The sequence below is a fragment of the Actinobacillus porcinus genome (assembly GCF_901764995.1).
In the GTDB taxonomy this organism is placed as follows: Bacteria; Pseudomonadota; Gammaproteobacteria; order Enterobacterales; family Pasteurellaceae; genus Exercitatus; species Exercitatus porcinus.
Genome location: NZ_CABFKI010000001.1, coordinates 90,921 through 104,491 on the forward strand (window position 1 = coordinate 90,921; position 13,571 = coordinate 104,491).

Below are 13,571 nucleotides of genomic sequence, written 5' to 3' on the forward strand. Positions count from 1 at the left end.
GCTTACACTTTTTTCTTCATCATGCCTGAAGGTTTGCGCCATACGCGACCTTCGCGCGCAATGAGTTTATCTGCTTCTTTTGGCCCCCATGTGCCAGCTTCGTATTCGTAAACGCGACCATTTGCCGCTTTGTAATCCAAAATGGGTTGTACAAATTTCCAACAAGCGTGAACCGCATCTGTACGAGAGAAGAGAGTCGCATCTCCTTTCATCGCATCTAACAATAAGCGTTCGTATGCGGTCATTAAGTTTGCCGCCGTGCTTAAGTCAGAATAACGGAAATCCATGGAGACCTCTTTTGCCTCAAAGCCTGCGCCAGGTTGTTTTAATCCAAAACGCATAGAAATACCTTCATCAGGCTGAATGCGGATAATTAATTTATTTTCAGGCGCATTTTGGCTAAATACAGGGTGTGGCGTAGTTTTAAAATGAATCACCACTTCTGTGACGCGCGTTGGTAAGCGTTTTCCTGTACGCACATAAAATGGTACGCCCGCCCAACGCCAGTTATCGATTTCACAACGTAATGCCATATAGGTTTCTGTATTAGAATCGGCTGGTACACCTGTTTCTTGCAAATAACCATTGACCTGTTTACCGTCAATTTCTGCACCAATATATTGTCCCAACACAAGGTTATGTTTTAAATCATCTTCGCTTAATGGGTGTAAACAATGCAACACTTTTGCGACCTCATCACGCATAGAGTCCGCATTGATAATCGCAGGTGGTTCCATGGCTACCATCGCTAGCACTTGCAATAAATGGTTTTGGAACATATCACGCATTGCCCCTGAGCCATCATAATAACCACCGCGTTGTTCCACGCCTAAGGATTCTGCCCCTGTGATTTCAATATAATCAATAAAATTACGGTTCCATAATGGTTCAAATAACCCGTTAGAAAAGCGCAAGACGAGTAAATTTTGAACGGTTTCTTTACCTAAATAATGGTCGATACGATAAATTTGATGTTCTTCAAAGAAACGGTGAATTTGTACATCGAGTGCTTTTGCGGTTTTGATATCATAACCAAAAGGTTTTTCCACAATTAGGCGTTTCCAACCATATTCTTCCGTATTTAAACCATGAGCGGCTAAACATTCAGGAATGACACCGTATAGGCTTGGTGGCGTTGAAAGGTAGTAAAGCGTGTTGCCTGCCGTGTGATATTTATCATGTAAATCATCTAAACGCGGTAATAATTTTACGTAATCGGCTGCATTGGATGTGTTTACTGATTGGTAATAAAGATGTGAACAGAAATTCTCAAGGGTTTCACCTTCCGCTTTTTCATGTTCAATTAATGCCGCTCGCATCTTCTCACGAAAAATCTCGTCCGTCATATCCGTACGTGCCACACCCAGCACAGAAAAATGTTCTGATAAACGACCGATTTTGTACAGGTTGTACAACGCAGGAATGAGTTTGCGGTGCGTTAAATCGCCTGAGGCACCGAAAATCACGATACAATTATTTTCTGTTTGCATTCTTATTATCTCTGTTGTTTTTAAAATTCCGAGTTTGCGTATAATGCCTGAGTTTTATGGCTTTTGAAAGATTTTTTGCCAATTGATGCTATCGTCAGCACACATCATAAAATCGGGGTTAGTAAACACTTCTCGTTGATTATAGGTTAAGGGTGAAAAGGTGCGGTCAAAAATAATACCATTTGTTTCGCTCAAAATAACTTGCGCCGCCGCAGTATCCCATTCTCCTGTTTTGCCTAAGCGCACATAACAATCGGCAACCCCTTCCGCAACCTGTGCCCCTTTTAATCCACTGGAACCAAACACTTGAAATTCATAGTCAAAATTCGGATTTAAAAATGACCGCACTTGCTCTATTTTTTTGGCACTACCCACGGTAATTTTGATTGTTTTTGTTAAATCCAGCACTCGTTTAGGCAACGCGCTGTGGATTTTTGCCGTTTGTTTAAACGCGCCAAAACCTTTCATTGCGTAATAGGTGCAATCTAACATTGGCGCACAAATCACACCTAATACCGGTTGATTATGCTCAACTAAGGCGATCATCACGGAAAATTGCCCTGTTCGGTCAATAAATTGTTGCGTGCCATCTAAGGGATCAATGAGCCAATATTGCGACCATTTCACTCGTTCCTCCAAAGGAATATCACAGTTTTCTTCGGAGAGAACAGGGGTGTTTGGTGTGAGCAAGGTGAGTTGTTCTGTCACAAATTGACTTACAAATAAATCTGCTTCTGTCACGGGTGTATTATCTGATTTTTGATGAATTTCCACGGAATTAGCGTAAAATCGGCGGATGTGTTCGCCGGCTTGTTGAGCAATGGCAAGCACGGATTTGAGTAAAGCTTCGGAAAGGATAATTTGGGGCATAAAAGATCCTAAAATGGCGCAAAAGTGCGGTCAAGTTTAGCAAAATTTCACTAAAAAGGCGAATATGGATTTTTGCGATAGATTTATAAAATCCCACTTGACGCAAACGTTTGCGTATTGCTATTTTAATAAAACAAAATGACAAGGAGGAGATTATGGCGATTTTAGTTACAGGTGCATCAGCAGGGTTTGGTAAGGCTATTTGCCGTGCTTTTGTACAAGCAGGTTTTTCCGTCATTGGCGCGGCACGCCGTTTAGACAAATTGGAGACATTGAAAACAGAACTGGGAGAAAATTTTTATCCCTTGCAAATGGATGTGTCGGATACGGCAAAGGTAGATGCGGCGCTGGCAACCTTACCCACGGATTGGGCGCAAATTGATTTGCTTGTCAATAATGCGGGCTTGGCATTGGGGTTGGAACCTGCCCATAAAGCGAATTTCGATGATTGGTTAACCATGATCCAAACTAACGTTATCGGCTTGGCTTATTTAACACGTCAAATTTTACCGCAAATGGTCGCGCGCAATCAGGGGCATATCATTAATTTAGGCTCTATTGCGGGCACCTATCCTTACCCGGGCGGCAATGTTTACGGTGCCACAAAAGCCTTTGTGGAACAATTTAGTTTGAACTTACGGGCAGATTTAGCCGGCACCGCCATTCGCGTCACCAATGTGGAACCGGGCTTATGTGGTGGCACAGAATTTTCCAATGTCCGTTTTAAAGGAGATGATGAAAAAGCCGCAAGTGTTTATGCGGGCACACAAGCAATTCAGCCGGAAGACATTGCCAATACGATTTTGTGGATCTATCAACAGCCTGCTCATGTGAATATCAACCGCATTGAAATCATGCCTGTGTCACAAAGTTTTTCTGCGTTGAATGTTGCGCGTCATAGTGCGTGAATTTGACCACTCTACAAAGCTGAAATGACGGTTGGTGAGCCTGTCGAACCATAAGGCATTTCAGCATGTTACATAAGTCAGACAAAATATTCCCCAAAGGGGAATTTCCCTTTAATGTTCAAAATAAACGATATTTTCACCGCACTTTCAGACTACTCAAATAATCTCTCAGCGCATATAACGCCACCAAATTGCGCGCTTCCATAAAATCACTGTCTGCAAGCAATTTATCAATGTCGCTCAGGGGAACACGCACCGGTTCCAATGGCTCAGGTTCATCGCCTTCCAGTTGAGAAGGATAAAAATCACGCGCCACTAAAATATGCATTTGAGCATTCATAAAGGTTAAATTGGAATTAACGGTACGTAAAAAGGTAAATTCTTTCGCGCCTAAGCCCAATTCTTCTTGCATTTCGCGGTTGGCACTTTGCGCCATACTTTCGCCTTGTTCCATTAAACCTTTGCAAAAGCCTAGTTCATACCGTTCTGTGCCAACGGCATATTCGCGTACCATTAGCAAATCATCGCCATCAATAGGCAAAACCATCACCGCCGCACGCGTGGCAGGTCGAAAACGTTCATAGGTTCGCAATGCACCATTGGAAAATTTAAGATCAACAGATTGAATTTCAAAAATACGGCTTTTTGCCGCCACCGAGATATTCAAAATTTCGGGTAATTGTTTGCTCATTGATGTTCTCTTATTTGACAAAATTAGGAATAACGATACCATAAGCGACATTCTGCGTTAAGGAAAAGTTATGGCGAAAAACTCGAAAAATCTACAGGACGAAAAAGACGATGACGTCCGTTTAGATAAATGGCTTTGGGCAGCACGTTTTTACAAAACCCGAACTCTTTGCAAAGAAATGATTGACGGCGGCAAGGTGCATTACAACGGACAACGCACTAAACCAAACAAAACCGTAGAAATTGGCGCTACCATTAAATTACGCCAAGGCAATGATGAAAAAGAAATAAAAGTCACCGCACTTTCAACCCAACGCCGCGGCGCGCCTGAAGCACAATTGCTTTATGAAGAAACCGCACAAAGTATCGAAAATCGAGAAAAACTTGCCTTAGCCAGAAAAATGAACACCATGCCACACCCGGACCGCCGCCCGAATAAAAAAGAAAGACGGGATTTATTGCGGTTTAAGGAGTGGGGAGAGTAGTTTTTATTGGGTTTTGCCCGATGAACAAAAAACAGATTTACATTAGGAACAAACAAAAATGACTTATAAACAAGACAACGACAAACTTTACCGTTACCTATTCCAAAACCGCGCGGTGCGTGGTGAATGGGTGCGTTTAAATCAAACTTTTACCGATACACTGAATACGCATCATTATCCAAAACCTGTGCAAAATTTATTGGGCGAGATGATGGTGGCGACAAATTTATTAACAGCGACTTTGAAATTCAACGGTCATATCACCGTACAAATTCAAGGGGATGGTCCGTTAAAGTTAGCCTTGGTTAATGGAACTGATAAGCAAGAAATTCGGGCTTTAGCACGTGTTGATGGTGAAATTACAGAAGCAATGACCTTGCACCAAATGATAGGCAAAGGTGTGCTTGTTATTACTATTGCACCAAATGAAGGCGAGCGTTATCAAGGTGTAGTGGCTTTAGATAAACCAACTATTACAGAATGTTTAGAAGAATATTTTGTTCGTTCTGAGCAACTTCAAACTCAGCTGATTATTCGTACGGGGGAATTTGAAGGACAGCCTGTTGCCGCAGGGATGTTGTTACAAATTATGCCAGATGGACAGGGAACGCCTGAAGATTTTGAACATTTAGCTACTTTAACTGCAACAGTAAAAGATGAGGAAATTTTTGGTTTAACCGCTGAAGAAATGCTTTATCGTTTATATCACGAAGAAACGGTTGAAATTTATCCACCACAAGAGGTGAAATTCCATTGTGGTTGTTCTGCTGAACGTTCGGGGGCCGCATTAATGTTGATTTCTGATGATGAACTTGATGAAATTCTTGCAGAACATAAAGGCAGTATTGATATGCAATGCGAATGTTGTGGAACGCATTATTTCTTTAATAAAGAGGCTATTAATAAGCTAAAAGCACAAACGGAAGCGTAGGATATTGTCATTTCCCAAAGTGCGGTGATTTCAACCGCACTTTTCTTTTTATTTGAACAGAATTTATTCAAATCCACTCAAAAATTTTTTATTTCTTTTCAAAAATGAGATCTAGTTAACATTTTTTAGGTAGAAAACTCTATAGAATAGCACCCAGTTTCACAATTTAAATTTCAAACTTTTTAACTATAGAGGTGATGTATGACTGACCTAAACAAATTAATTAAAGAACTTGGTGACTTGGGCATTTATGATGTGAAAGAAGTAGTACACAACCCATCGTACGAATTTCTTTTTGAAGAAGAAACAAAACCTGAATTAGAAGGCTTTGAGAAAGGTGTTGTGACTACTCAAGGTGCTGTTGCGGTGAATACAGGAATCTTCACCGGTCGTTCGCCAAAAGATAAATATATCGTGTTAGACGAAAAAACCAAAGATACTGTTTGGTGGACGAGCGATGCAGCGAAAAATGACAATAAACCAATGAATCAAGCAACATGGCAAAGCTTGAAAGAGTTAGTCACAAAACAACTTTCAAGCAAACGCTTGTTTGTGGTGGATGCGTTCTGTGGTGCTAATGAAGACACTCGTTTAGCGGTTCGTATCGTTACTGAAGTAGCGTGGCAAGCACATTTTGTAACCAATATGTTTATTCGTCCAACCGCAGCTGAATTAGAAAACTTTAAACCTGACTTTGTGGTAATGAACGGAGCGAAATGCACAAATCCGAATTGGAAAGAGCAAGGTCTAAACAGCGAAAACTTTGTGGCATTCAATATTACAGAAGGTATTCAATTAATCGGTGGTACTTGGTACGGTGGTGAGATGAAAAAAGGGATGTTCTCGATGATGAACTACTTCTTACCATTAAAAGGTATTGCGTCAATGCACTGTTCTGCAAACGTAGGTGAAGACGGTGATGTAGCAGTATTCTTCGGTTTATCAGGTACAGGTAAAACCACACTTTCAACGGATCCAAAACGTAAATTAATTGGTGACGATGAACACGGTTGGGACGATCACGGTGTGTTCAACTTTGAAGGGGGTTGCTACGCGAAAACCATTAAACTTTCAGCTGAAAATGAACCTGATATTTATGGTGCGATCAAACGTGATGCCTTATTAGAAAACGTAGTGGTTCGCCCAGATGGTAGCGTTGATTATGACGATGGTTCAAAAACTGAAAATACACGTGTTTCATACCCAATTAACCATATTCAAAATATCGTGGTTCCATCAAAAGCAGGTCATGCAACAAAAGTGATTTTCTTATCGGCTGACGCATTTGGGGTATTACCGCCTGTGTCTAAATTAACGCCGGAACAAACCAAATATTATTTCTTATCCGGTTTCACAGCGAAATTAGCAGGTACAGAACGTGGTATTACCGAACCAACACCAACTTTCTCAGCGTGTTTCGGTGCGGCATTCTTAAGCTTACACCCAACCCAATATGCGGAAGTGTTAGTGAAACGTATGCAAGCTGCCGGTGCGGAAGCCTACTTAGTGAACACAGGTTGGAACGGCACAGGTAAACGTATTTCAATCAAAGATACACGCGGTATTATTGATGCCATCTTAGACGGTTCAATTGACAAAGCTGAAATGGGTTCATTACCAATCTTTGACTTTGCAATTCCAAAAGCGTTACCAGGTGTTGACCCGGCAATTTTAGACCCACGCGATACTTATGCAGATAAAGCGCAATGGGAAGAAAAAGCGAAAGACTTAGCAGGACGTTTCGCGAAAAACTTCGAGAAATATACCGTTACTGATGAAGGTAAAGCATTAGTGGCTGCAGGTCCTAAAGCGTAAAGATTTATGCACTATCTTTTATAAAAAAAGATAATTAAGGTGAACCGCACTGTCAAAGGGATTTGAGAGTGCGGTTATTTTTTTGTGTGATTTGCGAAAAAGTTTCGCTGAGTTAGGGCGTACAGGTAACAACTTGATCGCGAGCCATTTTCGGAGTAAAGTTAAGCCCTTAATTGAAAATAGGGTAGGAAAAATATGAAAAACGAAACTCCAATTGAATGCGTAGGTTGCAACACTTTTGATGTAGGCTCAATTTTAGATAACAGCGAAGTGGTCGCACCTTTTGAGCGTGTTTTTGAAACTCAAGCTGAAGCGGAAGAAGCGTTAGCAAAATTAACGCAAAAAGCCCGCGATACAGAAAGTGAGCCTTGCCAAATTGAAAGCGAAATTAGCCCGGTTGATGGCGGCTTCTTATTGAAAGCTACTTTCACATTCAGCTGCCAAGCGGAAGTGGTGATTTTCCAATTGGGTACGCGTAGTATTTAAGTGGAAAGTTAAATTTTTAAAGTGCGGTGAGAAAATATCTCTTTTTCTCACCGCACTTTTTGTTTGATTTAAGCTATAATAATCCACATTTTTTATAGCCTTTAGAAGATAAGAAGATTATGAGTACAAAATTTAACGTTAAAACTTTCCAAGGTATGATTTTAGCCCTACAAGATTACTGGGCAAACCAAGGTTGCACTGTGGTTCAACCATTCGATATGGAAGTCGGTGCGGGGACATCTCACCCAATGACTTGTTTGCGTGCGCTTGGCCCTGAGCCGATGGCGTTTGCTTACGTTCAGCCTTCACGCCGTCCAACTGACGGTCGCTATGGCGAAAACCCGAACCGTTTACAACACTATTATCAATTCCAAGTGGTAATCAAACCGTCACCGGATAACATTCAAGAACTCTATTTAGACAGCCTGAAAATGTTAGGTTTCGACCCAACGCAAAACGACATTCGTTTTGTGGAAGACAACTGGGAAAACCCAACACTAGGTGCGTGGGGCTTAGGTTGGGAAGTGTGGCTAAACGGTATGGAAGTGACCCAATTTACCTACTTCCAACAAGTGGGTGGTTTAGAATGTAAACCAGTAACCGGCGAAATCACTTACGGCTTAGAGCGTTTAGCGATGTATATTCAAGGCGTGGACAGCGTGTACGATCTTGTTTGGTCGGACGGCCCGCTTGGCAAGACCACTTACGGCGATGTGTTCCATCAAAACGAAGTGGAACAATCTACTTACAACTTTGAATATGCCAACACAGATTTCTTATTCTACTGTTTCGATCAATACGAAAAAGAAGCCCAAGAATTATTGGCATTAGAAAAACCATTACCATTACCGGCTTACGAACGTATCTTAAAAGCGGCACACAGCTTCAACTTACTTGACGCTCGCAAAGCGATCTCTGTAACCGAACGCCAACGCTACATTTTACGTATTCGCACCTTAACCAAAGGCGTGGCGGAAGCGTACTATGCAAGCCGTGAAGCGTTGGGATTCCCAGGTTGTAAAAAATAAGGAAGGGGGGAGAAAATGAAACTTTGGTACTCAACAACCAGCTCGTTCGCACGAAAGGCGGTGGCGACATTGAAATATCATCAACTAAAAGTATTTCCATATTTGACCGCTCTTTTCTGCACATCTGTGTTTGCAAATAGTGTCGTAGCCGAACAGCTAAATGATTTATCATTAGATGAATATGAGCTGGATAAAGTGTTGATCTTTAGCCGACACGGATTGCGTTCTCCAGTAGAAAAAGATCCTAAAGAAATGGAGAAGTATTCTCCTTATTCCTGGGCTAAATGGGATGTACCTTCGGGCTATTTAACGGCTAAAGGAACCATTTTAGAAACTTACTTTGGGCAATATATTGGACAATGGCTAGCTCAACAAGCATTACTGACAACAGAACGCTGTGCAACGGGTAAAGGAATTTGGGCTTATGCTAATAGCGTGCAACGTACTGTTGCGACTGGGCAAGCTATTATTGCTGGAGCGTTTTCAGGTTGTTCTGTTAATTTACAACATCAAGGTGAAGTGGGGACAGAAAAAGATCCCATTTTTGATGCTGTGGCTCATCAACCAGATGAAATACTTATTGAACAAGCTAAGAGTAATATTGATTTAACAGCATTACAACAGCAACTGAAACCACATTATGCCTTATTAAGTGAACTGATTGATTACCGCCATTCAACGAATTGTCTCCAAAAAAATCAGTGTGATTTAGGCGAAAAATCCGGTGAATATAGTATCAAAGATAATAAATCGGTAAAAATTACAGGGTCAATTAGTACCGCAAAGAAAATTGTGAGTGCATTGCTTCTTGCTCATTATGTTGGTAAACCTAGCTCTGATATTGCCCATGGAAAGATCGATACTCAAGAGAAATGGCAAGCAATTAACGAAATCAAAAATGCTTATTATCGAACTTTATTTAAAGGAAATCAGGCTCTAGCACAAAATGTTTCTCAGCCACTTTTACAACTTATTCAGCAACAATTAAACAGCGAGAATAAAATTATTTTACTGGTGGGACATGACTCTAATATAGTGGCTTTGCTCGCAGCGCTAAATGTAAAACCCTATGAATTAGAAAACTCGTTAGAAAATATTCCAATCGGAGGAAAATTGTTCTTTGAAGTTTGGAAACATAAGAATAGTGGACAGAGACAATTTCGCTTAGAGTACGTTTATCAAACAACAGAACAGCTAATAAACCTTACTCCGTTAAGTTTATCTACACCTCCTTATCGAGCAAGATTAGAATTAACGGATTGTTCATTGGATAGTAAAGGATTATGTGAATATGACCGCTTCCAACAAATTTTGCAGAACAGTTTAAAGGCTAAAGTGGAAAAATAATGGAGTTCAAGATGACCAAACCCGTTTTATATTTCGCCCATTGGTGCCCAGACACAGCCCCGTTTGTCGCTGAATTACAACGTTTAGGCGTGGACTACGAAGCGGTGGATATTACCCAAAGCGGTGCAAATTTTAAACCGTTTCTCAGATTGCGTGACCGCCACCCTGCTTTTGATCACGCCAAAGCAAATGGCTATATCGGTATTCCTGCTTTGGTGTTGGAAGATGAGAGAGTGGTGTTGGAGTTGGGGGAGCTAGCCCTAGCACTGACGTACTAGGTTAAGCATAGTGTTGTCGTTCTGCGACAAACAAAATAGGTTGCGGAGCAACCGCACTATGCATAACCCCATACGTCAGTATGGGGAAAAGAACAAGCGGTATAGTTTCATAGATATTTTGCAAATATAAATAACAAAATGAACGATCTTCAACTGACAAATGATCATTTAATTAGCAATATTGCTCAAATTATTCATCAAGCCCGTAGCCAAGTTCGCCAGACGGTAAATAGTGTTATGGTGCAAAGTTATTGGGAAATTGGACGGTTATTGGTTGAAGATGAGCAACAAGGTGAAGAACGGGCAAAATATGGTAAGTATGTTCTGAAAGACATTTCGGAACGTTTAACGGCTATGTTTGGTAAAGGGGTTGATGAAAGCAATTTACGCCGTATGCGCTTGTTTTATAAGGCGTTTCCAATTCGTGACACACTGTGCCACGAATTGAGTTGGTCGCATTACAGACGTTTAATTCAAGTAGAAAATTCTCAAGCAAGAGCGTGGTATTTGCGTGAAACTGTTGAACAAAATTGGTCTGTACGAGCCTTAGATCGCCAAATTTCGGTATTATATTATGAGCGTTTACTGGCAAGTCAAAACAAGGCGGTGGTTGTTCAAGAAGCTCAAGAGAAAACAGAGCCATTAAAAGAGAGTATTCAAGATTATTTGCGTGATCCTTATATTTTAGATTTCCTCAACTTGCAGGATAAAACTTATCAAGAAAACAATGTTGAGCAAGCGATTATCGGCAATTTGCAACAATTTTTACTGGAATTAGGCAAAGGCTTTGCCTTTGTTGAGCGACAAAAACGTATTCGTTTTGATGATGAAGATTTTTATATCGACCTTGTGTTTTATAACTTTAAGCTGAAATGTTTTTTACTTATCGATCTCAAAATCGGTAAACTGAAACATCAGGATATCGGGCAAATGGACACTTATGTTCGCTTGTTTGACGAACAATTTAAGGAAGAGAACGATAACCCAACCATCGGTTTAGTGTTATGTAGTGAACAAAGCGAAGCGGTGGCAAAATATTCGGTACTTGCGGATAGAAAACAGATTTTTAGTGCGAAGTACCTGCCTTATTTGCCAACGGAGTTGGAGTTGAAAGAGCAGGTGGAAAGGGCGAGGGAAAGATTGACGTTAAGCTCTAGTAAGGAAACGATATGACAGAAAAGCAGTTAATTACACAAGCTGAACATTCAAAAGCATTTATCAGTGAAATCAGCCAGTTAATTCATTCGTCTAAACAACGAATGGCAGTGGCTGTAAATGCAGAATTGACGTTACTCTACTGGCATATTGGCAAGCGGATTAATGACTATATTTTGCAGGGTGAGCGTGCAAAATATGGGGAAGATATTATTCCTAAATTATCTACCCATTTAACCAAACAGTTTGGGAAAGGTTGGAGTAAAAGAAACTTGGCTCAAATGGTGAAGTTTTCATCAACTTTTTCTGATATTCAAATTTTGCAGACACTGTCTGCAAAATTGAGTTGGAGCCATTTTGTTCAACTTTCTTATATTGATGAACCAATTAAACGTGATTTCTACGCCACAATGGCAGCACAGGAAAGATGGTCGGTAAGAACACTTGATGATCGTATCGGCTCACTGTTATTTGAACGTACAGCAATTTCCAAAAAACCTGATGAAACTATTGTGCAAGAGCTAGCGTTATTAAGAGAAAAAGGCGAATATAATCAATCATTAGTGTTAAAAGATCCCTATATTTTGGATTTTCTTGACCTTAATGATCGTTATATGGAAAAAGATCTGGAAGATGCGATTTTACGAGAGATCGAACAGTTTTTATTAGAATTGGGAGCAGGCTTTACTTTCATCGCTCGTCAAAAGCGTATTCAGATCGACAATGATGATTTTTATATCGACTTGCTGTTTTATAATCGTAAACTCAAACGCTTGATTGCCATTGAACTGAAAACCGAAGCCTTTAAACACGCCCATAAAAGCCAAATGGAATTATATTTGGCGTGGTTAGCAAAATATGAGCAAGAAGCCGATGAAAATCCACCGCTTGGGATTATTCTTTGCACATCGAAAAAGCAAGAGCAAGTGGAGTTGTTGGATTTAAAACAGTCAGATATTCATATTGCCGAATACACCACCGTCTTGCCAAGTAAAGAAGTGCTGGAACAACGGTTACATTTGGCGGTGGAAAGGGCGAAGCAGAGATTTACGGTACAACCTAGCACTGACGTACTAGGTTAAGCATAATGTTGTCGCTCTGCGACAAACAAAATAGGTTGCGGAGCAACCACACTATGCGTAACCCCATACGTCAGTATGGGGAAATAGTGGAGAAAATAAAATGCAAATTTCTAAAAATAAGATTAATGCAACAGGTTTAATTTTAGTCGTTAAAATTAAAAATGCTTTAGAATTATCTAAAAATGATAGCCTTAATTTTACATTGCAGAATTTTGATGACACTAATTTAAAATCTAGAACATTAGGAAATTGGATTTTAGCGAAAGAAAAAGCAGATAAAATTCAATATATTATCGGTGTAAATACAGGTGGCGAGAATTTAGTCGTATCTGCCTACAAAGTTACCCGCTATGAAAGGTTTCAGACAAAGAATGGTAGATGGAGATATCGTTTCCATTCTACTTCTAATAGTGATTCATTATTAAAAGAGTTAGGAATATATCACAAGAAAATCTATGATTTGAATTTTGGTCACGGAGCCGAAAAGACTTACATTGAAAATTAGGTATTATAGATATCAAAATGGTCATTCATTCATACGGAAAACTTACTTTTAGTGCTGATGATACATATGAATATAGAATATGGAATCGTCATATATTTAATCCAGAGAATTATGGATTTATTCTATCTCAACACCGTAGTAGAACTGATAGTTTTTTCTGCTTTTATACTGTATTAAATGATCAACTTTATCTTAGACATTTGATTATTGATTCAGAGAATTATCCAACTCTTAATAATGTGGTAGCTAAAGAGTCTTTCTTAATATATCAATATGATTGGATAAACTTAGATATTGGTGCCCAATGTGGATATTTTAATTTGAATCTAAAACTAGATTTCACTGGAACAATAGATGTATCTGATGAATTATCTGTTGAACCGAAGTATGAATTATTCTTTAAAAATGGAATATTTCAAAAAAAGAAAAAGCATAAAATAAATTTATACCCCTTAAATTTAAATAAATTAAAAAATTTTTTAATAAGACAGCTTTAATGAG

The 13,571-nt window shown here is 39.8% G+C and carries 15 protein-coding genes; 12 read left to right on the top strand and 3 right to left on the bottom strand.

Annotated elements, in window-relative coordinates:
- Window positions 1–2: 2 nt before the first annotated feature.
- Entirely contained in the window at window positions 3–1,490 is a 1,488-nt protein-coding gene (gene zwf / locus E7T07_RS00450) for a glucose-6-phosphate dehydrogenase (protein ID WP_135708972.1), read from the bottom strand.
- Between the two features lie 54 nt (window positions 1,491–1,544).
- Entirely contained in the window at window positions 1,545–2,360 is an 816-nt protein-coding gene (gene cysQ / locus E7T07_RS00455; RefSeq protein WP_135708973.1) for a 3'(2'),5'-bisphosphate nucleotidase CysQ, read from the bottom strand.
- Between the two features lie 155 nt (window positions 2,361–2,515).
- Here cysQ and E7T07_RS00460 point away from each other — a divergent pair, with 155 nt between their 5' ends.
- Window positions 2,516–3,268, top strand: coding sequence for an SDR family oxidoreductase (locus E7T07_RS00460; protein ID WP_135708974.1), 753 nt, complete (start codon window positions 2,516–2,518; stop codon window positions 3,266–3,268).
- Window positions 3,269–3,404: 136 nt separating this feature from the next.
- On the opposite strand, the gene nudE is transcribed toward E7T07_RS00460, so the two are convergent.
- Window positions 3,405–4,001, bottom strand: coding sequence for an ADP compounds hydrolase NudE (nudE, locus tag E7T07_RS00465; protein WP_135708975.1), 597 nt, complete (start codon window positions 3,999–4,001; stop codon window positions 3,405–3,407).
- A 28-nt stretch (window positions 4,002–4,029) separates the two neighbouring features.
- On the opposite strand from nudE, the gene hslR reads away from it, so the two are divergent.
- The 11 genes from hslR (at window position 4,030) to E7T07_RS00520 (ending at window position 13,567) form a co-directional block, all read left to right on the top strand.
- Window positions 4,030–4,443 carry a ribosome-associated heat shock protein Hsp15 gene (gene hslR, locus E7T07_RS00470; RefSeq protein ID WP_135708976.1) on the top strand — a complete coding sequence of 138 codons (414 nt, stop codon included), beginning with the start codon at window positions 4,030–4,032 and terminating at the stop codon, window positions 4,441–4,443.
- Window positions 4,444–4,501: 58 nt separating this feature from the next.
- On the top strand, window positions 4,502–5,374 hold the full coding sequence (gene hslO, locus E7T07_RS00475; RefSeq protein ID WP_135708977.1) for an Hsp33 family molecular chaperone HslO: 873 nt from the start codon (window positions 4,502–4,504) through the stop codon (window positions 5,372–5,374).
- A 201-nt stretch (window positions 5,375–5,575) separates the two neighbouring features.
- Window positions 5,576–7,189, top strand: a complete 1,614-nt coding sequence (pckA, locus tag E7T07_RS00480; protein WP_135708978.1) for a phosphoenolpyruvate carboxykinase (ATP) — start codon at window positions 5,576–5,578, stop codon at window positions 7,187–7,189.
- Between the two features lie 195 nt (window positions 7,190–7,384).
- On the top strand, window positions 7,385–7,675 hold the full coding sequence (locus E7T07_RS00485; RefSeq protein ID WP_135708979.1) for a YfcZ/YiiS family protein: 291 nt from the start codon (window positions 7,385–7,387) through the stop codon (window positions 7,673–7,675).
- 119 nt (window positions 7,676–7,794) lie between these two features.
- A complete protein-coding gene (glyQ, locus tag E7T07_RS00490; protein ID WP_135708980.1) occupies window positions 7,795–8,703 on the top strand; it encodes a glycine--tRNA ligase subunit alpha in 909 nt (302 codons plus the stop codon).
- 15 nt (window positions 8,704–8,718) lie between these two features.
- Window positions 8,719–10,050, top strand: coding sequence for a histidine-type phosphatase (locus tag E7T07_RS00495; RefSeq protein WP_425455024.1), 1,332 nt, complete (start codon window positions 8,719–8,721; stop codon window positions 10,048–10,050).
- An 11-nt stretch (window positions 10,051–10,061) separates the two neighbouring features.
- Window positions 10,062–10,328 carry a hypothetical protein gene (locus E7T07_RS00500; protein WP_135708981.1) on the top strand — a complete coding sequence of 89 codons (267 nt, stop codon included), beginning with the start codon at window positions 10,062–10,064 and terminating at the stop codon, window positions 10,326–10,328.
- A 138-nt stretch (window positions 10,329–10,466) separates the two neighbouring features.
- On the top strand, window positions 10,467–11,501 hold the full coding sequence (locus E7T07_RS00505; protein WP_135708982.1) for a PDDEXK nuclease domain-containing protein: 1,035 nt from the start codon (window positions 10,467–10,469) through the stop codon (window positions 11,499–11,501).
- A complete protein-coding gene (locus E7T07_RS00510) occupies window positions 11,498–12,565 on the top strand; it encodes a PDDEXK nuclease domain-containing protein (protein ID WP_135708983.1) in 1,068 nt (355 codons plus the stop codon). Before E7T07_RS00505 ends, E7T07_RS00510 begins: the two co-directional genes overlap by 4 nt.
- Before the next feature lie 100 nt (window positions 12,566–12,665).
- Window positions 12,666–13,070 (top strand): hypothetical protein, encoded by a 405-nt coding sequence (locus E7T07_RS00515; protein ID WP_135708984.1) that lies wholly within the window; start codon window positions 12,666–12,668, stop codon window positions 13,068–13,070.
- A 17-nt stretch (window positions 13,071–13,087) separates the two neighbouring features.
- Window positions 13,088–13,567, top strand: a complete 480-nt coding sequence (locus E7T07_RS00520) for a hypothetical protein (protein ID WP_135708985.1) — start codon at window positions 13,088–13,090, stop codon at window positions 13,565–13,567.
- The last annotated feature ends 4 nt before the right edge of the window (window positions 13,568–13,571 follow it).

Coding starts and splice junctions, on each gene's coding strand:
- zwf (WP_135708972.1), bottom strand. CDS start 1,490: ATGCAAACAGAAAATAATTGTATCGTGATTTTCGGTGCCTCAGGCGAT.
- cysQ (WP_135708973.1), bottom strand. CDS start 2,360: ATGCCCCAAATTATCCTTTCCGAAGCTTTACTCAAATCCGTGCTTGCC.
- E7T07_RS00460 (WP_135708974.1), top strand. CDS start 2,516: ATGGCGATTTTAGTTACAGGTGCATCAGCAGGGTTTGGTAAGGCTATT.
- nudE (WP_135708975.1), bottom strand. CDS start 4,001: ATGGTATCGTTATTCCTAATTTTGTCAAATAAGAGAACATCAATGAGC.
- hslR (WP_135708976.1), top strand. CDS start 4,030: ATGGCGAAAAACTCGAAAAATCTACAGGACGAAAAAGACGATGACGTC.
- hslO (WP_135708977.1), top strand. CDS start 4,502: ATGACTTATAAACAAGACAACGACAAACTTTACCGTTACCTATTCCAA.
- pckA (WP_135708978.1), top strand. CDS start 5,576: ATGACTGACCTAAACAAATTAATTAAAGAACTTGGTGACTTGGGCATT.
- E7T07_RS00485 (WP_135708979.1), top strand. CDS start 7,385: ATGAAAAACGAAACTCCAATTGAATGCGTAGGTTGCAACACTTTTGAT.
- glyQ (WP_135708980.1), top strand. CDS start 7,795: ATGAGTACAAAATTTAACGTTAAAACTTTCCAAGGTATGATTTTAGCC.
- E7T07_RS00495 (WP_425455024.1), top strand. CDS start 8,719: ATGAAACTTTGGTACTCAACAACCAGCTCGTTCGCACGAAAGGCGGTG.
- E7T07_RS00500 (WP_135708981.1), top strand. CDS start 10,062: ATGACCAAACCCGTTTTATATTTCGCCCATTGGTGCCCAGACACAGCC.
- E7T07_RS00505 (WP_135708982.1), top strand. CDS start 10,467: ATGAACGATCTTCAACTGACAAATGATCATTTAATTAGCAATATTGCT.
- E7T07_RS00510 (WP_135708983.1), top strand. CDS start 11,498: ATGACAGAAAAGCAGTTAATTACACAAGCTGAACATTCAAAAGCATTT.
- E7T07_RS00515 (WP_135708984.1), top strand. CDS start 12,666: ATGCAAATTTCTAAAAATAAGATTAATGCAACAGGTTTAATTTTAGTC.
- E7T07_RS00520 (WP_135708985.1), top strand. CDS start 13,088: ATGGTCATTCATTCATACGGAAAACTTACTTTTAGTGCTGATGATACA.